This window comes from uncultured Methylobacterium sp. (assembly GCF_964242245.1).
Lineage (GTDB): Bacteria > Pseudomonadota > Alphaproteobacteria > Rhizobiales > Beijerinckiaceae > Methylobacterium.
On the sequence record NZ_CAXTBY010000008.1, the window covers coordinates 1 to 21968 of the forward strand.

18 protein-coding genes and 1 pseudogene are annotated in these 21968 nt (G+C 71.6%); 9 read left to right on the top strand and 10 right to left on the bottom strand.

The window, feature by feature from the left end; genetic code table 11:
- Positions 1 to 116: 116 nt before the first annotated feature.
- The 3 genes from ACFE8Y_RS03675 to ACFE8Y_RS03685 all read right to left on the bottom strand — a co-directional run bounded on the left by ACFE8Y_RS03675 (position 117) and on the right by ACFE8Y_RS03685 (position 2750).
- On the bottom strand, positions 117 to 1628 hold the full coding sequence (locus tag ACFE8Y_RS03675) for a DUF2252 domain-containing protein (protein ID WP_375463036.1): 1512 nt from the start codon (positions 1626 to 1628) through the stop codon (positions 117 to 119).
- A gap of 143 nt (positions 1629 to 1771) precedes the next feature.
- Positions 1772 to 2161 (bottom strand): phage holin family protein, encoded by a 390-nt coding sequence (locus tag ACFE8Y_RS03680; RefSeq protein ID WP_375463037.1) that lies wholly within the window; start codon positions 2159 to 2161, stop codon positions 1772 to 1774.
- 343 nt (positions 2162 to 2504) lie between these two features.
- Positions 2505 to 2750: a hypothetical protein gene (locus ACFE8Y_RS03685; RefSeq protein ID WP_375463038.1), complete on the bottom strand. Its 246-nt coding sequence runs from the start codon at positions 2748 to 2750 to the stop codon at positions 2505 to 2507.
- Positions 2751 to 2933: 183 nt separating this feature from the next.
- On the opposite strand from ACFE8Y_RS03685, the gene ACFE8Y_RS03690 reads away from it, so the two are divergent.
- The 5 genes from ACFE8Y_RS03690 to ACFE8Y_RS03710 all read left to right on the top strand — a co-directional run bounded on the left by ACFE8Y_RS03690 (position 2934) and on the right by ACFE8Y_RS03710 (position 5895).
- On the top strand, positions 2934 to 3665 hold the full coding sequence (locus ACFE8Y_RS03690) for an autoinducer binding domain-containing protein (protein WP_375463039.1): 732 nt from the start codon (positions 2934 to 2936) through the stop codon (positions 3663 to 3665).
- A gap of 352 nt (positions 3666 to 4017) precedes the next feature.
- Positions 4018 to 4650 carry an acyl-homoserine-lactone synthase gene (locus tag ACFE8Y_RS03695; protein WP_375463040.1) on the top strand — a complete coding sequence of 211 codons (633 nt, stop codon included), beginning with the start codon at positions 4018 to 4020 and terminating at the stop codon, positions 4648 to 4650.
- A 59-nt stretch (positions 4651 to 4709) separates the two neighbouring features.
- Positions 4710 to 4904: a hypothetical protein gene (locus tag ACFE8Y_RS03700; protein WP_375463041.1), complete on the top strand. Its 195-nt coding sequence runs from the start codon at positions 4710 to 4712 to the stop codon at positions 4902 to 4904.
- A 207-nt stretch (positions 4905 to 5111) separates the two neighbouring features.
- Positions 5112 to 5348: a hypothetical protein gene (locus ACFE8Y_RS03705; protein WP_375463042.1), complete on the top strand. Its 237-nt coding sequence runs from the start codon at positions 5112 to 5114 to the stop codon at positions 5346 to 5348.
- Between the two features lie 73 nt (positions 5349 to 5421).
- The gene (locus ACFE8Y_RS03710) at positions 5422 to 5895 is read left to right on the top strand and encodes a DUF6894 family protein (RefSeq protein WP_375463043.1); all 474 of its coding nucleotides are present in this window, start codon (positions 5422 to 5424) and stop codon (positions 5893 to 5895) included.
- 10 nt (positions 5896 to 5905) lie between these two features.
- Here ACFE8Y_RS03710 and ACFE8Y_RS03715 read toward each other — a convergent pair whose 3' ends face one another.
- Genes ACFE8Y_RS03715 through ACFE8Y_RS03725 form a run of 3 tightly spaced genes read right to left on the bottom strand, consistent with a single transcriptional unit; the run spans position 5906 to position 12611 of the window.
- On the bottom strand, positions 5906 to 6805 hold the full coding sequence (locus ACFE8Y_RS03715; protein ID WP_375463044.1) for a transglutaminase N-terminal domain-containing protein: 900 nt from the start codon (positions 6803 to 6805) through the stop codon (positions 5906 to 5908).
- Positions 6802 to 9333, bottom strand: a complete 2532-nt coding sequence (locus ACFE8Y_RS03720) for a circularly permuted type 2 ATP-grasp protein (protein ID WP_375463045.1) — start codon at positions 9331 to 9333, stop codon at positions 6802 to 6804. Before ACFE8Y_RS03720 ends, ACFE8Y_RS03715 begins: the two co-directional genes overlap by 4 nt.
- A complete protein-coding gene (locus ACFE8Y_RS03725) occupies positions 9330 to 12611 on the bottom strand; it encodes a DUF2126 domain-containing protein (protein WP_375463046.1) in 3282 nt (1093 codons plus the stop codon). The genes ACFE8Y_RS03720 and ACFE8Y_RS03725 overlap by 4 nt, the downstream gene beginning before the upstream one ends.
- A 270-nt stretch (positions 12612 to 12881) precedes the next feature.
- On the opposite strand from ACFE8Y_RS03725, the gene ACFE8Y_RS03730 reads away from it, so the two are divergent.
- Entirely contained in the window at positions 12882 to 14069 is a 1188-nt protein-coding gene (locus ACFE8Y_RS03730) for a putative zinc-binding metallopeptidase (protein WP_375463047.1), read from the top strand.
- Positions 14070 to 14076: 7 nt separating this feature from the next.
- Here the strand turns inward: ACFE8Y_RS03730 and ACFE8Y_RS03735 are convergent, their stop codons facing one another.
- Positions 14077 to 14460: a response regulator gene (locus tag ACFE8Y_RS03735; RefSeq protein WP_375463048.1), complete on the bottom strand. Its 384-nt coding sequence runs from the start codon at positions 14458 to 14460 to the stop codon at positions 14077 to 14079.
- Positions 14461 to 14549: 89 nt separating this feature from the next.
- Complete coding sequence (locus ACFE8Y_RS03740) at positions 14550 to 15662, bottom strand: sensor histidine kinase (protein ID WP_375463049.1); 1113 nt, start codon at positions 15660 to 15662, stop codon at positions 14550 to 14552.
- 302 nt (positions 15663 to 15964) lie between these two features.
- Here ACFE8Y_RS03740 and ACFE8Y_RS03745 point away from each other — a divergent pair.
- A pseudogene (locus tag ACFE8Y_RS03745) lies at positions 15965 to 16327 on the top strand (putative zinc-binding metallopeptidase); the annotation flags it as partial.
- Between the two features lie 189 nt (positions 16328 to 16516).
- Positions 16517 to 17911 carry an FAD/NAD(P)-binding protein gene (locus ACFE8Y_RS03750; RefSeq protein WP_375463050.1) on the top strand — a complete coding sequence of 465 codons (1395 nt, stop codon included), beginning with the start codon at positions 16517 to 16519 and terminating at the stop codon, positions 17909 to 17911.
- Here ACFE8Y_RS03750 and ACFE8Y_RS03755 read toward each other — a convergent pair.
- Positions 17908 to 19623 carry a lysine--tRNA ligase gene (locus ACFE8Y_RS03755; RefSeq protein WP_375463051.1) on the bottom strand — a complete coding sequence of 572 codons (1716 nt, stop codon included), beginning with the start codon at positions 19621 to 19623 and terminating at the stop codon, positions 17908 to 17910. The two genes, ACFE8Y_RS03750 and ACFE8Y_RS03755, sit on opposite strands and share 4 nt — an antisense overlap.
- 88 nt (positions 19624 to 19711) lie before the next feature.
- On the bottom strand, positions 19712 to 20668 hold the full coding sequence (locus tag ACFE8Y_RS03760) for a transporter substrate-binding domain-containing protein (RefSeq protein ID WP_375463052.1): 957 nt from the start codon (positions 20666 to 20668) through the stop codon (positions 19712 to 19714).
- 44 nt (positions 20669 to 20712) lie between these two features.
- Here ACFE8Y_RS03760 and ACFE8Y_RS03765 point away from each other — a divergent pair, with 44 nt between their 5' ends.
- A complete protein-coding gene (locus ACFE8Y_RS03765; RefSeq protein ID WP_375463053.1) occupies positions 20713 to 21945 on the top strand; it encodes a glycosyltransferase in 1233 nt (410 codons plus the stop codon).
- Positions 21946 to 21968: the final 23 nt, after the last annotated feature.

Genomic DNA, 21968 nt, shown 5'->3' on the forward strand with positions numbered 1-21968 from the left:
CTCATGCTCAAACGCGCTGAAACACTGATGACAGGTTCTTAACACGCTCTAGGCCGGTTTTTCGCTGCTGCCGACATCGGTTCGTCGCGCGGCCGGATACAGGTCGGAAGTCCTCCTCACAAGTGCGGATCGTCCGCCGCCTCGAGCCGCCCGCTCGCAATCGCGGCGCGGAAGGTCTCGTAGTCGGCCTCGTTCCGCGCGCCGTAGGCCTGCGCCCAGTCCGCCAGGGCCTCCCGCAGGTCGGTGTGTCGGCCGCGGCCGCAATACCCGGCGATCGCTGCCGCATCGCCCGTGCGGGCATGAGCCCTGGCGAGCAACGATCCGTAGGCGCAGGAGAAGTACAGCAGCGGTTGCCCGCTCATGCAGGCAACCGGGATCTCGCCCTTCATGTTCTTCATCTGCCGCACGTAGAAGGGACGATCCGCGATCGTGGTCCAGCCGAGCAGCGGGTCGCCCACCCCCTGGAGCAGGCGCTGACCGTAGATCACCCGCTCCCCCTCGTGGCTGGCGTAGGGCTCGGGCATGCCGGGCAGGTAGGGGGCGTGGGCGGGCCGCACCGCCTCCTTGACCTGCAGGAAGAGCACGTCCCGGTCCGAGTTGCCGCACAGCAGCGCGACGTAGGCGCGGGTGCCGACGCTGCCGACGCCGACGACGCGGTGCGCCACATCGACGACGTGATAGCGGTTGAGCATGAAGCGCCGCTCGCGCGGCAGCGTCTCGGCATAGTGCTCAAGGCCGGTGATCACCGCCTCGCGGGTCGCATCGTCGACGCGGGTGAGGATCGGCGGTTCTTCGCGGAACCGCCAGCCGCCGTCGACGCGGCGCTCGCCGACCCGAGCCAGCAGGCTCTGGTTGTTCTTCCTGCGTGCCTTCTCCACCGCCTTGCGCACGACAGCCTGCGACTGCCCGTCGATCCGAACCCCGGAGAAGTCGAGCGCGTCGGCGCGCGTCGCCTGCTGCCAGACGTCGAGCGACCCCTGCGGCGCGAGGTTGGTCATCGTGCGCTGGTAGGCGCCGACCGCGGCGGCCACCGCCCGCCGCCGCTCGCCCGCCGGCACCGCGTCGCCGCGGGCCGCGACTTCGATGCTGGCCACCAGCCGCTTCAGGTCCCATTCCCAGGGGCCGATCGTCACTTCGTCGAAGTCGTTGAGATCGAGCACGACGTCGCGCTGGGGCGTGCCGAACAGGCCGAAGTTCGAGATGTGCGCATCGCCGTTCAACACCACCATGATCTCGCTGCGCGGGCTCTGCGCGAGATCCCAGGCCATCACGTGCGCGGCGCCGCGCAGGAAGGCGAAGGGCGAGCTCGCCATGCGCGCGACCCGCAACGGGATCAGCTCGGGCTGCCGCCCCACGTGCGCGCCCTCGATCAGGTCCACCGGGTCGGGCCGATCGTCGGGCCGATCGAGCACGGCATGCGCGGTATGGGGGACCGCATCGCGCAGCCGCTTGCCGGCGGCGCGGCGCCTGTCCCAGGGTTCGCCGCTGCCGCGCAGGTCGATGTGCGGATAGTCGGCCAGCGGCTCCAGCACGACCTCTTCGGCAACCTCGATCGCGCCGTCCTGCCCCTGCTCGGGGCTGGACGGCCTCGGATCGTCGGAGGCTTCGAACGCGTTCGGCCGTTCCATGGAAGCACGCCATCCCGGAAAATCGTAGGAACAATCTTAGCCGTCGAACATCGTTGCGCCCCTCGGGATTAAGTCGCGGTGCAGGGCGTGCCGCGGTCCGCTGACGCGCAGCGACGGCGGCCGGCGGTCCGCAACGACCCGGCTCACCGGCTCGGTCGGATCGATCGCAGGTCGGCCTTCAGGCGATCCGCCCCACGCTTGGCCATCGGCGTCCCGCGTACGATCCTGCGCACCCCGATCGTCGCCAGCACGATCGTGACGATCACGAACGGGCTCGCCACGAGGCAGGCCGCGACGGCCTCGGAGCCGATGAGGACGGCGACCGCCTTCACGAGGGCGTCGAGGAAGACGAAGAACGCGGAGATGAGCAACACCACGATCGTACCGAGGATCGCGAACAGACCGACGAGCGCGCGAACGTTGCCGTCGATCTCGATCCGCGCCAGAGCGAGCGTTCTGCCGAGCAGGGTTCCGCCGTCGCGCAGGACCATGGCGATCAGCGCGGCGGTGCTCTCGGAAGGTCGATCCTGCATGGTCGCTGCGTTGTGCCCGAGGGAGAGAGGGGCTGCGTTTCGAGGCGGCAGCCGGCTAACCCGAGATCCAGTCGCGCGTTCCCGGCGCGCTCAGCACCCGCAAGACCCGCGCGCACCTTGCCGCCGCGTCGACGGACGCAAGCCCCTGCTCCGGCCGATGATGATCCCTGCGCCGGGGATGATCCGGCTCGATCCATCAGCGCGAGGCGGAACGCCGCCCGTGTTCGATCCTGCGAAGGGGTCGCCGGCGCGTCCCGAGACGGCGCGTCCTCTCAGGAACCGAGAGCCGTTCCCGGCCCGATAGGATCGGACACGGCTCCGGAGGTCGCCAAGTGCGCCGTCGTCACGAATCCCGTCCGTCGGTGCCCTTCGTGTCGAGGTCCTTGATCAGGACGAGCAGCGCGCGTCGGAGGTCGGCGTCGTCGATCGTGCGGAAGATCCGGAGAAGCTCGGCGTGGTCGCGCGTCGTCGCGCGCTGCAGCGCATCGAAGAAGAAGGACGGCTCGACGTGGAGGAGCTGCGCGATCTTGGCCAGCAGGATCTCAGACCGTCCGGCCCGGTTCGATCCGACGTTCGCGTCCTCGTCCACGGCGAGACCCTCATGCAACGACATCTACGGACACGGTCGATCCGCGGCGCAACCTAGAATAAATTTTCGGCGCCCTATAGACAGGGGGCGGGGGGTGCCTGTCCAGCCGCGCCGAACGGTACGGCCTGTACGAAATGCCGAGGCTGCGACCGTCGCGCGGCCTTGCGGAAAGAGTGCGCCACGATGATCGTGAAATCCATCGATCGCACCTACGGCCTGTTCCAGGCCTTCGACCGCGCCGCCTCGGTGCAGGAACTCAATCGCTGCCTGCTCGGCGCCGTGGGCAAGCTCGGCGTCGAGAGCACGTTCGCCGGCGTCATCCCCGTTCCCGGCACGAGCCGGCGCGACCAGGCGGCCCACGTGCTCCTCGACAGCACGCCCGCCGGATGGAGCGAGCGCTACTTCAAGGCGGGTCACCTGTTCCGCGACCCGACGATCCGCCGCCTGACCACCGACCTGACGCCGTTCCAGTGGTCGGACATCGAGCCGCAGTACCGCGAGGACGCCGCGGCCCGGCGCGTGATGGAGGAGGCCGGCGACTTCCGGCTGCGCCAGGGCTTCACCGTCCCGCTGATCACCCTCGACGGGCGCGTCGCGGGCTTCAGCTTCGGCGCCGAGCGGTTCGATCTCTCGCCGGAGCTCCGCGGCATGCTGCAGCTCGTGGCGAGCTACGCCTTCGGACGCTCGATCGTCCTGAGCGAGGGTCCTGCGCGCCCCGGCGTCCATCTCACCCCGCGGGAGCACGAGGCCCTGCAATGGGCCGCCGACGGCAAGACCGAGTGGGAGATCGGCGAGCTGATGTCGATCTCCGAGCACGGCGCCGAGAAGCACCTGCGCGCGGTCCGCGCCAAGCTCGGGACCGCGAGCCGCGCCCACGCCGTCGCCGAAGCCTTCCGGCGCGGCCTGCTCAGGTAGGAGGGGTCTCACGCAATCCCTCGCGCCATCGTGTCCTCCACCGATCGAGGCGGGATGATGGGCGTTCGCGAGAGCCGGCTCTGGACCTTTGTCGCAACACGCTTTCTCGCGACGAACCGGTGACAGCTTCGTCGAAAAGCGATCCCGGAACCGCTGCGCGAGAAACCTGCCCGGCGGCGTACACGGGGGCCGGCCGAACGCGGCGCTGCGTCGTTGCCGGCGCGGCCGATGGCAGGAGGCTCGGAGATCGACGGACCGACAGCCGAGCATCACGCCGGAAATGGTACGCGTTCGCGTACTTTCAAGTATCGCTTAGGTGGGGATACTGACGATCATCCTTCCGGAGATCGCCGTGATCCACATCGTAACGCCCGAGAACATGGACCAGTATCGTGGTGCCATGGATCAAGCCTATCGCCTGCGCCACGACGTCTTCGTCGCGGAGAAGGGCTGGCATGATCTCGCCAAGGCCGACGGCCGCGAGATCGATCAGTTCGACGACGCGCACGCGGTCCACATGCTGGCGATGCAGGACGGGCGCGTCGTCGGCTACCAGCGCATGCTGCCGACGACGCGCCCCTACCTCCTGACCGAGGTCCTGCCGGAACTCTGCGAGGTCGAGGCCCCGAGGAGCGCCCGCGTCTGGGAGTGGACGCGCTACGCCGTCGAGCGCGCATGCCGCGACCGCGGCCGCATCCTCAGTCCGGTCGGCAGCGCGCTGCTGGCGGGCATCGTGGAGTGGGGCCTGGAGAGCGGCATCGAATCGATCGTGATCGAGATGAACCCGCTCTGGCTGCTGCGCCTCGTTCAGCTCCACTTCCGGGTGACGCCGCTCGGCCTGCCCTGCCGGATCTCCGGCGAGGACACGCTCGCCGTCGTCGCGGCCTTCGACCACCGGACGCTCCGGCGCCTGCGCGAGACGCGGGGCGACGACGCCTCCGTGCTGACCGCCCGGCCCGTTTCGTCGCGGCGCCTCGCCAGTTGAGACGGCCTCGTCCGACGCCTCAACCCCGCGCGCGCCTCTCGAACCACGGGATCGAACCGATGAACCGCCCTGACGCACCCGTGACCCTCGATCCGGACCACCCGCTGGAGCGGCTCGCCGAGATCTGCATCGAGGCGCACGCCCTGATCGAGCGGGTGGGCACCGCGGAGATGAAGACGACGATCGAGGCCCTGCTGCTCCGGGTCGGCTTCGGCCTCGCCGAGCGCGTCGCCGCGGAACGCGCGCGGGCCTGATCCGGCGCGGCCGAAACCCGGCAGCCCCACCGGGTCCGGCCGCGAAGCGGCATCCGGCACGGGTCCGCGCGTCGCCGATGCGGCGGCAGCGCGCGGATGACCCGCGGCATCGCAGCCTCCGCATGGTCGGAAACCGGCTGGCGGAAACCGGCTGGTAAGGGGCGCCGCGCGAGGATGGGCGGAGACCAGGGCGCGGAATCCAAGCCGATGATGACCAAGGACCAGCTCGCCGCCGAGCTGAAGCGCATCGCCACGGCGCAGATCAGCGACATCACGCGGGCGGTGAAGGAGGGCCAGAAGGCCATCGCCCTCAACGAGGTGCGCGACATGGCCCGGCGCCTCGACCTCCTGGCCGACGCCTTTCATCCGCGGCCGGGCGCGGCGGAGGCGCCCGCGCCCGGAGACGCCTCGCCCGCCCCCGAGGCCGGAGCCCGGGCCGCCTGACGCATCCGCCACGGGCCCGCGCCACGGGCCCGGCGGCGTCGGGAGGCCGGCCTCAGGACGGGGAGAGCAGATCATGATCCGCGCGTTCTTCAACATCCGCCTCGACGACGCCTACCTGCCCGAACGCACCGGGCAGTGCGTCCGCGACGTCGCCGAGGCGCGGGCGGTGGCGCGCACCATCATCCGCCGCCTCGTCGTCCAGCACGGCGGCGAGCCGCGGCTGCTGGACGCCGTGATGACGGTGACCGACGCGGACGGCACGCGCCTCCTCGACCTGTCCTTCTTCGAGGCGCTCTACGTGCCCGTCGCACCGCCGGAGCGCGCGGGGACCGACCTGCGCAGGGCGGCGATCCGCGCGCCGCGGCGGGCCGTCGCCGAACTCGGCGCCGCCTCCGCGCGCCTTCGAGCCCGGATCGGCCCCGTGGGTCCGCGCCTGCGCGCCGCGCTCGCGCAGGCGCACGGCCGCCTCTCGGCAACCATCGGCCGGTTGCCGCAGCGGCGCCACCCGAGGCGGCGCCGCGGGCTGGACCTCGAACCAGGGCGCTGACCGAGGGTTCCTACCCGGCCAAGTCCAGGCCCTCCGCCTCGTCCTGCGGGATCACGTCGACCTCGACCTTCAGCCGCTGCTTGCCCGAGCCGCTGACGATGCCGTCGATCGGGGCGACGTCGCCGTAATCGCGCCCGCGGGCCACGACGATGTGGTCGTCGCGCACCCCGATGCCGTTGGTGGGATCGAGGCCGATCCAGCCGTCGCCGCACCAGACCGCGACCCAGGCGTGGCTCGCATCCGCGCCCCGCAGGCGCGGCCGGCCCGGCGGCGGCAGGGTGCGCAGGTAACCGCTGACGTAGGCCGCCGGCAGGCCCAGGCCGCGCAGGCCCGCGATCATCACGTGGGCGAAGTCCTGGCAGACGCCGGCCCTCAGCGCGAACGCCTCGGAGAGCGGCGTGTCGACGCCGGTGGCCCGGGCGTCGAAGCGGAAGTCCTCGCGGATGCGCGTCATCAGGTCGAAGGCGCCGCCGTAGGCGCTGCGCCCGGGGGGGAAGCTCGTCCGCGCGTAGGCGGTCACGTCGGGCAGCAGCGGCACCCGCGCGCTCGGGAACAGGAAGTGCACCGGCGCCTCGGGACCGAGGTCGCGCGCGGCGATCGCCGCCGCGCGCGCTGCCTCCCACGCGCGTCCGGATTCCGGCTGCGGCAGGCCCCCCCGCTCGACCATCACCCGCGAGAGCGCCTCGACCCGGAGCGCGGTGTGCGGGACGTCCAGGGTGATCCCGACCGTCTCGATGCCGAAGTAGTCGCGCCGCATCACCGCGCTGGCCGGGCTCGGGTCGATCGTCACCGTGCTCGCGAGCACGGTCTGCCCCTCGCCGTCCGCGGGCTTGAGGCGCAGGGAGCAGCGGGCGAAGCGCACGGGCTTGGCGTAGCGGTAGGTGGTGACGTGGCGCAGCGTGTAGATCACGCCAGCCCCGCCAGCTTCTCGGGGCGCAGGGCGTGCGGACCGTTGGGGAAGTAGCGGCCGGCGATCGCGTCGGCGAGCCGTTCGAGGTCGTCCTCGATGCGTGCCAGCCCGACCGCGTCGAAATCGGCCGCTTGGCCGCTGCGGAGCTCCGCCGCGATCCGCGCGGCCAGCCGGCCATGCGGCTCGGGGATGCCGTCGGCCGAGAGCGCCGGCAGCTCGGCGAGGTGGCGGCCGATCGCCTCCGCCTGGAAGGCGACGGAGCGCGGGTTGTAGGGGTCGAGAAGGACCATGTCGCGCACGGGGTCGAGGGCCACGCCCTGCATGTAGCGTGCGCCGTAGGTCACCTGCGAATCGACGAGCGACAGCAGGACGCCGAGGCATTCGGGGCCGACATCGTCGTGGGCGAAGGCCAGGGCGAAGGCGCAGGTGTTGATACCCCGCTCGATGCGCCGCCCGAGGTCGACGAAGTGCCAGCCCGCGGCGCGGTTCATGTTCTCGTGGGTCAGGCCGGAGAGGGCCGCGACGTGGCTCAGCGCCCGCTCCGCCCGGCCGAGCAGTTGCGATTCGGTGAAGGCGCGGCCGGCATCGGGGGCGAGGAGATCGGTGAGGTCGGCCAGCACCCGCCACGCCTCGCCCGAGAGGCGGGCGCGCAGGCGTGCGGCGTTGCCGCGGGCCGAGGCGACGTGGGCACGGGCCGAGCCGTGGACCTCGCGCCCGAACAGGGCTTCCCGGGCCAGGACGGCGGTCGGCAAGTCGGCGGAGCTCGCCGCGTCCCACTCGTCGAGGAGGGCACGGATGCGGAGCGCCGTCGGCGCGGCGGCATCGCCCGAGACATCGGTGACCACCGCGTCGCCGACGCTGCGCAGGTGCGCCAGTACGAGGCGGATCACGGCCTCCGCCCGCTCGACGTAGCGGCCGAACCAGAACAGGCCGTCGGCGGCCCGCGAGGGCAGGTGCCCGCTGATCCGGCGCACCCGGGGTGCTGCCTGCTGGACGAGGTTGCGCGTGTCGACGGGCGCTTCCGAGAGGACCCAGACGTCGGCCGAGCGGATGCCGAGCCGCATCTCGATCGGATCGACGTTCTCGTGCTCCGAGACGCGGCAGAACCCGCCGGGCATCACCCGCCAGCCGTCGGGCGTCCGCGTCGCGAACACCCGGAGGACGAAGGGGCGCGGCACGAGGTGCAGGCCGGCCCCGGTGCGCGCCCAGGCCGGCATGGTCGAGAGAGCCCCGAGCTCCTGGCCGACGAAGTCGAACGGCCGGTCGCGGAGCGCGGCGATCACGCGCGCGCGCTCGGCGGCGAGCGCCTGCGGTCCGAGGAGCGCGTCCCGCCCGGCCCCGCGGTTGGGGGTGGCTGCCGGGCGCAGGGTCATGGCGTCGAGGTTTTCGCGGACATGCGCCAGCCCGTCCGGATCGCCGCACCACCACGCCGGCGGGCTCCTCAAGGATAGCGCCTGGCCGAGGAGCCGCGTCGCGATGGCGTCCAGGTAGGGGCTGAGCGCCGCCGACTCGACAACCCCCGAGCCCGGCATGTTGGCCATCACGAGGCTGCCGTTGCGCAGCGCTTCGATGATCCCGGGCACGCCCAGCCGCGAGGCCGGGTTTAACTCCAGCGGGTCGAGGAAGTCGCCGTCGATCCGCCGCCAGATTGCGTCCGCCCGCTTGAGGCCCGAGACGGTGCGCACGTGCAGGCGCCCGTCCCGCATCGCGAGGTCGTCGCCCTCCACCAGCATCAGGCCGAGGTAGCGTGCGAGCGCCGCCTGCTCGACGTAGGTGCTGCTGTAGGGGCCGGAGGTCAGCAGGCAGAGGCGCGGGTCGGCGCGCTCGCAACCGGCCGCCAGGCCTTCGCGAAACGCCTGGAAGAAGGCGGGGAAGCGCTCGACCTGCAGGCTCTCGAACACGTCCGGGAAGGTGCGGCCGAGCACCATCCGGTTCTCCAGGGCGTAGCCGAGGCCGGACGGCGCCTGCGTCCGGTCGGCGAGCACCCGCCAGCGCCCGTCCGGCCCGCGGCCGATGTCGGCCGCGTAGAGCTTGAGGTGGCGCCCGCCCGGCGGCGCGACGCCGTGCAGGGGCCTTAGAAACTCCGGGCTCCCCGCCACCACGGCCGCCGGCAGCAGGCCGTCCTCGACGAGGCGGCCCGGCCCGTAGACGTCGGCGAGGATACCCTCCATCAGCTCGGCCCGCTGGATCAGGCCGGCGCTCAGCGTGCGCCACTCGGCCGCCTCGATCACCAGCGGCAGGGAGCCGAGCGGCCATGCGTGCTCGCGCTGGTCGCCGTAGATGCGGAACGAGATGCCGGTGTCGCGGATGTGGCGCTCGGCCGAGACGAAGCGGGCCGTGATCTCGGATTCGGGCAGCATCGCGAGGCGTTCGAGCAGGCGGGGCCACGCGCCGCGCGGCCTGCCGTCCGCGTCGAGGTACTCGTCCGGCAGGCCGGCTTGGGGCCGGTAGCTTGCCGTCCAGTGGGCGAGCCGTTCCGGCCCGCCCGCCTCCGGGGTCTCCGCCTTCGCCGCCAGCCCAGGGGTCATCGCGGGATCGGCGTTCGCAGGTCGAGGGTGAGCGGGAATTCGGGGTTGGTCTCGGTCGCCGGCATCGCGATCCGGCCCGGCGTGTGCCCGTGCGCCTGGAAGCGGGCGAGCCGGCGCCCTTCGGCCTCGTAGGTGTTGACCGGATGGGTCTCGTAGTTGCGCCCGCCGGGATGGGCGACGTGGTAGCGGCAGCCGCCGAGGGATCGCCCGCTCCACTCGTCCAGGATGTCGAAGGTCAGCGGCGCGTGCGCGGGGATCGTCGGGTGCAGCGACGAGGCCGGTTGCCACGCCTTGAACCGGAGACCGGCGACCGCCTGGCCGCCCGTGCCGGTGCCGGTCATCGGCAGCCGCCGTCCGTTGCAACTGATGACGTGCCGGCCGGGAACGAAGCCCGCGACCTTGACCTGAAGCCGCTCGACCGAGCTGTCGACGAACCGGACGGTGCCGGCGCTGGTCCCCTCCTCGCCCATCACGTGCCACGGCTCCAGCGCTTGGCGCAGCTCCAGGTGCACGCCGCCGTGCTCGACCTGTCCGAAGACGGGGAAGCGGAACGCGGCCTGCGCCTCGAAGGCCGCGGCGTCGAAATCGTAGCCCGCCCCGCGCAGATCCTCCAGCACGCCGAGGAAGTCGGCCCAGAGGAAGTGCGGGAGCATGAAGCGATCGTGCAGTCCCGTGCCCCAGCGGACACAGCCGCCCCCTTGCGGCTCGCGCCACAGCCACGCGACGAGCGCGCGGAGCAGCAGTTGCTGCGCGAGGCTCATGCGCGGGTCCGGCGGCATCTCGAAGGCGCGGAACTCCAGGAGCCCGAGGCGCCCGGTCGGGCCGTCGGGCGAGTACAGCTTGTCGATGCAGATCTCGGCCCGGTGGGTGTTGCCGGTGACGTCCACGAGGATGTTGCGAAAGACCCGGTCGACGAGCCAGCGCGGGATGTTGGGCTGGTCCGGCCCCGGCACCTGGGCGAGCGCGATCTCCAGCTCGTAGAGCCCGTCGTGGCGGGCCTCGTCCATGCGCGGGGCTTGGCTCGTCGGGCCGATGTAGAGGCCGGAGAACAGGTACGAGAGCGCCGGGTGGCGCTGCCAGTACAGGACGAGGCTCTTCAGGAGGTCGGGGCGGCGCAGGAACGGCGAGTCGTCCGGCGTCGCGCCGCCCATCACTACGTGGTTGCCGCCGCCCGTCCCGGTGTGGCGCCCGTCTGTCATGAACTTCTCGGCGCCCAGCCGGGTCCGGCGGGCGTCGGCGTAGAGGTCGGTGGTGATGGCAACGGCCTCGCGCCACGAAGTCGCGGGATGGACGTTGACCTCGATCACGCCGGGATCGGGCGTGACCTTGATGACGCTGAGGCGCGGGTCGAAGGGCGGCTCGTAGCCCTCGACGTGGATCGGCGTGCCGAGTTTCGCCGCCGCCTCTTCGAGATAGCCGATCAGTTCGAGGTACTCGTCCGCCCGCTGGGTCGGCGGCATGAACACCCGCATCACCCCGTCGCGCGGCTCCACCGCGAGCGCGGTGCGGACCGCGACGCCGGTGACGCCGGAGCCGTTCACGGTGGCTTTGCCGGTTCCTTGGCCCGGATGCCCGTCCGGGAGGGCGTTGCGCGGCTCCAGCGGGTCCTGCGGCTGGTAGTAGGGATAGTGCTCCGGCGGCACGTGCGGGAGCGAGCCCAGCGGCAGGCGGAAGCCCAGCGGCGAGTCGCCGGGCACGAGGAAGGCGTGGCCGCGGCGGAACTCCCAGGCCTCCGAGATCCAGCGCCGGTCGGCATCGCCGTCCTTACCGGTCGGCAGGCTCGCGAGCGGCAGGACGAAGCCGGTCGGATTGCCCACGCCCCGCTCGTGGACCCGGGCGATGCGCGCATCGAACTCCACCGAGCCGCTCCTGGCCTCGGCCGTGGTGACGTTGACGGGAAGCTCCGCCGTCTTCTCCTCCCAGTGCGCCGGGTCCTCGTAGGCCGGCATCACGTAGGCCTGCAGGCCGAGGCGCCCGGCGACCGCGTCGATCAGGTTTCGCGCGGCGTCGGCATTCGCGGTCTTCGGCCCGTCCTCGGGGGCGATCAGGGCGGCGTCGCGCCAGATCGGCTTGCCGTCCCGGCGCCAGTACAGGGCGAAGGCCCAGCGCGGCAGGCTCTCGCCGGGGTACCACTTGCCCTGGCCGTAATGCAGCAGGCCGCCGGGGGCGAAGCGCTCGCGCAGGCGCCGGATCAGCGTGTCGGCGAGCCCGCGCTTGCTTGGGCCCACGGCGGCGATGTTCCACTCCGGGGCCTCGAAGTCGTCCACCGAGACGAAGGTCGGCTCGCCGCCCATGGTCAGGCGCACGTCCTGGGCGACGAGATCCGCGTCGACACGGTCGCCGAGCGCGTCCATCGCGGCCCAGACCGCGTCCGAGAACGGCTTGGTGATGCGCGCGGTCTCCTCGACGCGCGCCACCGTCATCTCGAAGCCGAACTCGACCTTGGCCGGCTCGGCGAGCCCGGAGATCGGCGCCGCCGAGTGGTAGTGCGGGGTCGCGGCGAGCGGAATGTGCCCCTCCCCGGTGAGCAGGCCCGAGGTGGCATCGAGGCCGATCCAGCCCGCGCCCGGAAGATAAACCTCCGCCCAGGCGTGCAAATCCGTAAAATCGGTCTTGGTGCCCTCGGGGCCGTCGACGGCCGTGGTGTCGGGCACGAGCTGGATCAGGTAGCCGGAGACGAAGCGGGCGGCGAAGCCGATCCGGCGCAGCACCTGCACCAGCAGCCACCCGGAATCGCGGCAGGAGCCGCTCTTCAGGGCCAGGGTCTCGGCCGGCGTCTGCACGCCCGGCTCCATCCGCACCCCGTAGGCGACCTCGCGGGCGATCAGCCCGTTCAGCGCCACCAGGAACAGCACGGTGTTGGTCTCGGACGGAAGGCGGGTGAGGAACGCGTCGATCTCCGGTCCCTGCGCGTCGTCGAGGACGCGGTAGGGGGCGAGTTCGGCGGTCAGATCGGAGGCGTAGGCGAAGGGCCGGGTCTGCGCGTAGTCCTCGACGAAGAAGTCGAACGGGTTGATCACCGCCATGTCGGCGGTGAGGTCGACCTCGATCTTCAATTCCGTGGTCTTCTCCGGGAAGACGAGCCGGGCGAGCCAGTTCCCGTTCGGGTCCTGCTGCCAGTTCACGAAGTGGTTTTCGGGTTTCACCTTCAGGGTGTAGGACGGGATCTTCGTGCGGGTGTGCGGCGCCGGCCTCAGGCGGATCACCTGCGGCCCCAGCGCGATCGGCCGGTCGTAGGTGTAGTGCGTGACGTGGTGCAGGGCAGCTTTGATCGACACGGGCACTCTCGTCTGGACGAAGGCGGGGACCGGATCGGAGCCGGCACCGTCACGGCTGCGACTTATGCGGCAAAGGTGTCGCGGCAAGCAATTTCCGTGCGGCGCTCAAGCGGTCCGCGCCGCGCGATCCCTTGGGGGCGTCGTGCGGGAACTTTGCGGGCCACGCCCATTTGATGCCGCGGGGATGGACCGAAGGCGGGCCTCGACCGGTTCCGGCGGACGAGACCTCGCCGCCGTCGAGCAGGTTCGTCCCGGGCGCCGGAATCCGCCATGAAGATCTTCCAGTGCCAAGCCTGCGATCAGCCGCTGACCTTCGAGAGCACGGCCTGCGACTCCTGCCAGCGTCGCCTCGGCTACGTCTGCGACGTCCACGAGATCTCGGCACTGGAGCCGTCGAGCCCGTCCGCCCACCCGGGACCTGCCGCGACGCAGACGTTCCACGCCTACGCGCATTCCGGACGCCGCTACCGCCTCTGCGCCAACGCGGCGCACGCGGCGTGCAACTGGCTGGTGCCGGAGGACTCGCCCGAGACCTTCTGCATCGCCTGCCGCCACAACCGCGTCGTGCCCGACCTGACGCTTTCCTGGAACCTCGCCCGCTGGCGGCAGGTGGAGGCGGCCAAGCACCGCTTGTTCTACTCGCTGCTGCGCCTCGACCTGCCGCTGGCGACGCGGGCCCGGTACACCGACGGGCTGGCCTTCGACTTCCTGGTCGACCCCGCCGAGAGCTTCCTGATCGGACCGCCGGTGCTGACGGGCCACCTCAACGGCCTGATCAGCATGAACATCGCCGAGGCCGACGACGTCGAGCGCGAGCGGCGCCGGGTCCGGTTCGGCGAGCACTACCGCACCCTGCTCGGGCACTTCCGCCACGAGATCGGGCACTACTTCTGGTACCTTCTGGTGCAGAACAGCCCGCACCTGCCGGCCTTCCGGGAGCTGTTCGGCGACGAGCGCCTGAACTACGTCGGCGCGCTCCAGGCCCACTACGCGCACGGTGCGCCGGCGGATTGGGAGGATTCCTACGTCTCGGCCTACGCCACCAGCCACCCGTGGGAGGATTTTGCCGAGACCTGGGCGCATTACCTGCACATCGTCGACACGATCGAGACTGCCTCGACCTTCGAGCTGCGGCTGCGCCCGCGCCTGCGCCGCGGCGCGACCGCGCCCACCGTGATCGACTTCGACCCCTACCGGACGCCGGACCTCGACCGCCTGATCGAGGCGTGGCTGCCGCTGACCTACGCGGTGAACGCGCTTGCCCGCAGCATGGGCCAGCCGGACCTCTACCCGTTCAAGCTGACGCCCGCGGTGATCGCCAAGCTCGCCTTCGTGCACGCGCGCATCTACGCGGTGCGCGGCGACATGAGCGCGGAAGCCGGCGCGGAGGCCGGCGCCGACATCCTGAAGGCGGTGATCGCCGGCCTGCGCCAGCGCGTCGCCACGCCGAACGCGTGAGCTTCGCTCACGCCAGCCCCGCCCAGCCCGGCCCCACACCGAGGCTCTGGGCCGCGTCGAGCAGCTTGGACGAGCGGCATGGCTTGAGGAACAGGAGGCTGCCTTCGACCCGGCGCGGTTCCACGGCGCTGTAGCCGGTGACGTAGATCACCGGGAGCGCGGGGAGGCGCGCGCGCGCGCGCTCCGCGATGTCCCACCCGTCGATCGTGCCCGGAAGGCGGATGTCGGTGAGAAGCAGGTCGATCGTGTCCGCATCCTCCAGGATCGAAAGCGCCTGCTCGCCCGTGCTTGCCGCGATTGTCGCGTACCCGGCATCCTGGAAGGCGTCGATCGTCACTTCAAGCAGCAGGTCCGCATCTTCGACGATCAGCACGGTCGGCTTCTTGGTCACTGTCGTTTTCCCCTCACGCCGACGCTTCCAGTGTCGCGAAATCCCTTGGCCGGCTTCTCCTGGACCGAACCGCCGCCCCGGTCGGCGCCTCAGGCGCAGGCCAGGGCGAGCCCTCCTCCCACGTCCGTCGTGAGCACGTCGATGGAGGGGAACCAGAGCGTGATGGTCGTGCCCTTTCCCGGTTGGGTCTCGATTTCCTTGCGGCCGCCGGTCTGGCGCACGAAGCCCAGCACCTGGCTCAGGCCCAGGCCGGTGCCGTGGCCGACGGGTTTGGTCGTGAAGAACGGCTCCGAGGCCCGCTCCGCGACTTCCGCGGTCATGCCGCAGCCGGTGTCGCTCACCGCCACCCGGACGGAGTTCGCACGCCGGTCGGTGGTGATCGTGATGGCGCCTCCACGGGGCATGGCATCCCGCGCGTTGAAGACGAGGTTCAGGATCGCGTTCTCGAACTGGCCGCCATCGACCGCGATGAGCGGCAGCGCCGCGCCGAGATCGGTCCGCAGGCTGATGCCGCCGATCAGGTTTCCGCGCACCAGATCGGTCACGTTGCCGACGAGGTCGTTGACGGAACAGGGTAGCGGGCAGAGGGGCTGCTTGCGGGCGAAGGCGAGGAGCTTGTGCGTCACCGCCGCCGCGCGCTCGCTGCCGGTGATCGCGTTGGAGATCCAGCGGTGCATCGGGTCATCGTTCGGAACCCGTCGCTGGATCATCTCCAGGTTGCCGATCACGATATTGAGCATGTTGTTGAAGTCGTGGGCGACGCCGCCGGTCAGTTGGCCCATCGCCTCCAGCTTCTGCGCATGGTGAAGAATCTCTTCCGCTCGCAGTTTCTCGCTCGTGGTGAGTTCCAGGGCCGCGAGTGCTTGGTCTCGCTCTTCGATGCCGATCCGCAGGGCATCGTTGGCGTGCCGAAGCTGGCGCGGTGAAGGGAGATTCAGCAAGCGCGGCATCAGCTTCCAGAGCATGAAGGCCGTCGTGACCGATGCCGCGGCCGTCGCGATCTTGACGAGGGCCTCGATGCCGTAATCCGGCACCCACAGCGTCCAGATCGAGAACAGGTGTGTCGTGCCGCAGGCCAGGATGAAGGCCGCGAACGCCCAGAAGATGGTTTCGAAGGCGACATCCTGCCTCTTCAAGAGAAAGTATCCGAGGGCGATCGGAATCGAGAAATAGGAACCTGCGATCAGCCCATCCGAGACCACGTGGGTCCAGATAAGACTCGGTTCCCAAAACAGGCAGGTGCCATGTGGGGAGAGGCTATTGGTCGACCCGAGTGCCCGAATCCACTCCACAGCCACCCCCTTCGGGTTATCTTCAGGACTATATCCGTAATTCCTAGAAAATTGCAACCTGAGATTTAAAATAGCATAGATCATAATTCATTTGCACCGCTTCGTGGGGTGCAAGCCTGTTTCGTGGGGTGCAAGCCTGTTCGAGCTTCCGCGGAAGTCGACGCGTGGCCGTGGCGGTGCCGTCTCAGGCCGCCGTGCGACTGGCCTTGAACGTCGACACGATCGAGACTGCCTCGACCTTCGAGCTGCGGCTGCGCCCGCGCCTGCGCCGCGGCGCGACCGCGCCCACCGTGATCGACTTCGACCCCTACCGGACGCCGGACCTCGACCGCCTGATCGAGGCGTGGCTGCCGCTGACCTACGCGGTGAACGCGCTTGCCCGCAGCATGGGCCAGCCGGACCTCTACCCGTTCAAGCTGACGCCCGCGGTGATCGCCAAGCTCGCCTTCGTGCACGCGCGCATCTACGCGGTGCGCGGCGACATGAGCGCGGAAGCCGGCGCGGAGGCCGGCGCCGACATCCTGAAGGCGGTGATCGCCGGCCTGCGCCAGCGCGTCGCCACGCCGAACGCGTGAGGAGCGACGGTGCTCTCCGAGCGCCTTTTTTCTCCGGGCGCCGCGGGGGGAGGCAGGATCGTGTCCCGTCGTCCGTCGACGACGGTCGCGGCGTCCTTGGCCTTGCCCGCCTGGCAGGTCTACCCTGACGGGCAAGGCTCGATGCCCGAGCGCCCCGCTCCAACCCGTGCCCTGCTCCCCGCGGCCAGGATGTCCGACGAGACCGAACCCGCCCGCGTGAACGCGAAGCTGCTCCCCGTCGCCGTGATCGGCGCCGGCTTCAGCGGCACCATGGCGGCGATCCAGCTCCTCGCCCGCTTGGCCCCGCACCGGGGGGTGCTGCTCTGCGAGCGGGCCGAGCAGTTCGGGCGCGGCCGCGCCTACGCCACCGGCAACCCCGACCACCTGCTCAACGTCCGCGCGGCCAACATGAGCGCCTATCCGGACCGGCCGGGCCATTTCGCGGACTGGCTCGCCCGCCTGGACGAACGGGCCGAGCCCGGCATCCGCGTCACGCCCGCGGGTACCTTCGCGGCCCGCGGCCTCTACGGGCAGTACCTCGCCGAACTCCTGACCGAAGCCGTGACCGGGCGGGATGCGCCGCGGCTCCACCTCGTCAACGACGCGATCGTCGACATCCGCCGGGAGGACGGCCGGCTCTCCCTGCACAGCGAGGGCGGCCGCACCTATGCCGCAGCCGGTGCGGTGCTCGCCATGGGCAACCTCGCGGCTCCGGCAGAACCCGGAAGCCGCTACCGCTTCGATCCCTGGCGCTCCGACGCCTTCGGCCGGCTGCATCCGCACCTGCCGGCGATGATCGTCGGCACCGGGCTCACCATGGTCGACGCGGTGATGACCCTGCGCCGACAGGGCTTTGCGGGCCGGGTCGTCGCCCTCTCCCGGCGCGGCCTGCTGCCTGCCGCGCACGCGCCGGCCGCGGCTTGGCCGCTTCCGGCCCTGTCGGCGGCCGACACCGCGTCCCTGTCGGCCCTCGTCGTGCGAATCCGGCGGGAGATCGCCGCGGCGCGCGCGGCCGGCACCGACTGGCGCGGGGTGATCGATTCCCTGCGGCCGGTCACCGACGACCTCTGGCTCGGGCTTCCCGACGCCGAGCGCGGACGCTTCCTGCGGCACCTGCGCCCGTTCTGGGACGTGCACCGCCACCGCTCGGCCCCGACCGCCGGCGCGGCGATCGGGGCCGAGATCGCCGCCGGCAGCCTCTCGGTGCGGGCCGGCCGCATCACCGCGATCGAGGACGGGCCGAGCCACGCCCGCGTCACCGTCCGTCCCCGCGGCACGCGCGGGCGCGAAAGCCTCGACGTGCAGTGCATCCTCGACGCCCGCGGCATCGGCACCGTCGCCGGGACGCGCGACCCGCTGCTGTCGCGCCTCATCGGCCGCGGCCTCGTCCGGCCGGGGCCGTTCGGCATCGGCCTCGACGCCGCCCCGGACTTTTCCGTGCGCGGCGGCGCGGACGGACCCGGCGCCCGGCTGTGGACCCTCGGGCCGCTGCTCCGCGGCGTGTTCTGGGAATGCACGGCGGTGCCCGACATCCGCAACCAGGCCGCCGCGCTGGCCCACGCCGTGGCGGCGGAGCTTGGCTAGGCGGCCTCTCGGCTTGCCTTGAACGCCTCGTGCTCGGCGAGCAGCCGCCCCGACAGCGCCCTGCCGATCAGCGCGCGGGTCTCGGCCACCCCGTAGAGCGCCACGAAGGAGCCGAAGCGGGGTCCGCGGGCCTCCCCGAACAGCACGGTGTAGATCGTGGAGAACCACGCCTGCGACACACCGGGCCGCCCGTCCGGGCTCTTGCCCTTGCCGGACAGGTCCGGGAAGTGGCGGCGGCCGACCTCGTAGACTACGGCCTGCAAGCCTTCCGGATCGGTCGAGCCGGCGTGCGGCTCCAGCGCCGCCGACAGATCCTCCAGCGCCGCGCGCTCCTCCGGACTCGGTGCCCGGTAGGTCTTGGCCGGCCGCACGAAGTCGCGGAAGTAGGCGAGCGCGTGGCCGACCAGCCGGTCGAGGCCGGGATGGGTCTGCGGGCCGACATCGGCCGCGTAGCGCCGGATGAAGCCCCAGAGCACGCCGGGCTCGTCGGCGTTGGCCACCGCGACGAGGTTGAGCAGCATCGCGAAGGTCAGCGTCGTGCCTCTGAGCCCCTCTTCGGCCGCCCCCCCCACGCTCTCCGGCGCCGGCGGCGCGCCCGCGTGCAGGTGCCAGACCGGATTGCCGAGCCTGAGCTTGGCATCCTGCCCGGCGTAGCGGTCGAGGAAGCCGAGGTAGTCGTCGACGTGGCGCGGGATCACGTCGAAGAACAGGCGCTTGGCCTCCCGCGGCTTGGTGTACATGAACAGGCTCAGGCTCTCGGGCGTGCCGTAGGCGAGCCAGTCGTCGATGGTCAGCCCGTTGCCCTTCGACTTCGAGATCTTTTGGCCTTTTTCGTCCAGGAAGAGTTCGTAGTTGAAGCCGTCGGGCGGTTGGCCCCCCAGCGCCTGCGCGATCCGTCCCGACAGCTTGACCGAATCGATCAGATCCTTGCCGGCCATCTCGTAGTCGATGCCGAGCGCGACCCAGCGCATCGCCCAGTCCGGCTTCCATTGCAGCTTGGCGTGGCCGCCCGTCACCGGCGTCTCGAAGCCCTCCCCGGTCTTCGGGTCGCGCCAGACCAGGGTGCCCTCGCCCGCGCGGACCTCGTCGATGGTCACCTGCATCACCTCGCCGGTGACCGGGTGCAGCGGCAGGAACGGCGAGTACGAGGCCGAGCGCTCTGCCCGGAGCGAGGGCAGCATGATCGCCATCACCGCGTCGTAGCGCTCCAGCACCCGCATCAGGGCGGCGTCGAACACGCCCGTCCGGTAGCATTCGGTCGCCGAGCGGAATTCGTAGTCGAAGCCGAAGGCGTCGAGGAAGCGGCGCAGCTCGGCGTTGTTGTGCGCGCCGAAGCTCGCGTGCGTCCCGAACGGGTCCGGCACGCGGGTCAGCGGCTGGTTGAGGTGGCGCTCCAGCATCGCGCGCTCGGGCACGTTGTCGGGCACCTTGCGCAGGCCGTCCATGTCGTCCGAGAACGCGATCAGCCGCGTCGGCACGGCATCCCCCGTCAGCACCCGGAAGGCGTGGCGCACCATCGCGGTGCGCGCCACCTCGCCGAAGGTGCCGATATGCGGCAGGCCGGACGGCCCGTAGCCGGTCTCGAACAGCACCTCTCGTTTCGGGTTGCGCGCCTGCCGCGCCACGAGCTTGCGCGCCTCCTCGAACGGCCAGGCCGCTGCGGTGGCGGCGGCCTCGATCACGGCGGGGTCGAGGAGGAGCGGGGCGGACATGGGGAACGCTTGGCTGACGCGGGGTGTCTCGGACGGGCGGCACCCTAGAGCGGTTTGCCGCGCTGCGGAATCCGAGGTGTGAAAAGAATCAGAACGGGCTGACGGGGAAGAACCGCAGGTACAATTCCGCGTACTTCCCGTCGTCCCACACCCGCTGGAGCGCGTCGTCGAGCGCGCGCGAGAGCGCCGCGTCCTCCTGGCGGGTGACGAGGCCGATGCCTTCCCCGAAGTAGCGGTTCTCCAGGTAGTCGCCGCCGATCAGCGCGCAGCAATCGCCCGCCTCCTGGCCGCCGACCCAGAGGGCGAGGTTGAGCCCGTCGGCGAAGACGTAATCCGCCTCGCCGCGCTTCACGGCGCCCTCGGCCGCGGCGAGGTCGGGGACGTCCTTCAGCTCCGCCTTCGGGAAGAACGCCTTGAGGTAGGCCGCGTGGGCGCTCGCCCCCAGCACCGCCACCGACTTGCCGGCGAGCGTGCCGGCCGAGGGCACGGGCAGGCCGCGGTCGGTGCGCGCGGCGAAGCGCGCCGGCCAGCGGAAATAGGGCCGCGTCGCGGCAAACCGCGCCCGCAGGGCGGGCGTCAGGGGAATGGCCGCCGCGACCACGTCGCCCTGCCGCTCGGCGAGGCTGTCCAGCAGGGTGTCGAAGCGCCGGGCCTGGACGGTGCAGACGATCGACAGCTTCTCGCAGACGGCGCGGGTCAACTCGACCACGAAGCCGGTCGGGTTGCCGTCCGGACCGGAGAAGTGCAGCGGCGGGAACTCGTCGTCGGTGAGGAAGCGCACTGCCCGGCCGGTCTGCGGCGCCTCGACCCGCTCGCCCCGGCTGCGTGGATTCCAGAAGTTCGGCACGGTGACGCGTGCCCTGTCCGGCTGGGCAGACGCGGGCGCAGGCGAGCGCGCTTGGCTGTGGGCCGGCCCCGCGCCCGCGGCGCAGAGCGCGAGGCCGGCGAGGAAAACCCTGGTTCCGGCCGCCATCGTCGCGCCGCGGCTTGACGCGCCCGCGCTCGCGATGCTCCGCTGGCGCGGTGTGGAGATGGTCTGGCTCACCCGCTTCCCCTAGCACGTCCGCGAGCTGACGGCAGCCGGCGACCGTGTCGTTCCTCCGCTTCCTGGACCCGGCCCCCGATGCCCGCGCGCTTCCGCCGGAGATCGCCTTCCTCGCCGAAGGCGTCGATCCGGCGCTGCTGGCGCGGGCGGCGGCGCTCGCGCGGGAAAGCGGCACCGATGCGGCGACCGCGCTCCTGCGCGCCGGACTGATGGCCGAGGAGCCGTACTACCGGGCGCTCGCGCGCGCCCTCGACGCCCCCTTCCTCGATCGCGAGATCCCGCTCGGGATGGGCGCGCGCTTCCCCGACAGCCTCCGCCTCGGCATGGCGCCGCTGGTCTCGGGCGCCTGCGCCCCGGCCGTGCTGGCGCCGCGCGGGCGGCAGATCGCCGAACTCCTGTCGGGCCGCAGCCCGCGCGGACGGATGCCGGCGGTGACGACCCCGACGCGCCTGCGCGCGGCCCTGTTCGCGGCGATCCCCGACGCGATCGCGGATTACGCGGCCGACGACCTGGAGGCGAAGGCGCCGGACTGGGCCTTCGGCAGCAGCCCCCTCGGCCCGGCCCTGCTGCTCGTCGGCCTCGTGGCCTGTACCGGGCTCGCCCTGTTCGTCTCGCTGCCCCCGCCGCTCGCGCTGGCCGCGACCGTCCTGGCCCAGACCGCGTTCCTGGCGATGGCGGTCTTCCGCGTCGGCGCCCTGTTCGTCGGCGTGCCCGTCGCGCCGCCCGCGATCCCGTCGCCGCTCTCCGCGCGCGACCTGCCGACCTACACGGTGCTCGTCGCCCTCTACCGCGAGGCCCGCGTGGTGCCGCGCCTCGTCGCCGCGCTGGCCAGGCTCGACTACCCGGTGGCCAAGCTCGACCTGAAGTTCATCGTCGAGGCCGACGATGCCGGGACGATCGCGGCGCTGGCGCGCATCCCCCTGCCCGCCCGCTTCGAGGTGATCGCGGTTCCGGCCGGGGTGCCGCGGACGAAGCCGCGGGCGCTCAACGTCGCCCTGCCGCTCGCCCGCGGCGACCTGCTCGTGGTCTACGACGCCGAGGACGTGCCCGATCCCGGCCAGTTGCGGCTGGCCGCCGAGGTCTTCGCGCGGGCCTCGCCGCGCACGGCCTGCCTCCAGGGCCGCCTCGTGATCGACAACCCGGAGGATTCCTGGATCGCGCGCTGCTTCGCGCTGGAATATGCCGGCCTGTTCGACGTGCTGAACCCGGCGCTCGCCCACTGGCACCTGCCGATGCCGCTGGGCGGCACCTCGATGCACGTCCGCGGTATTAGGTAGCAAGCTCACCTACGGCCCGGCGC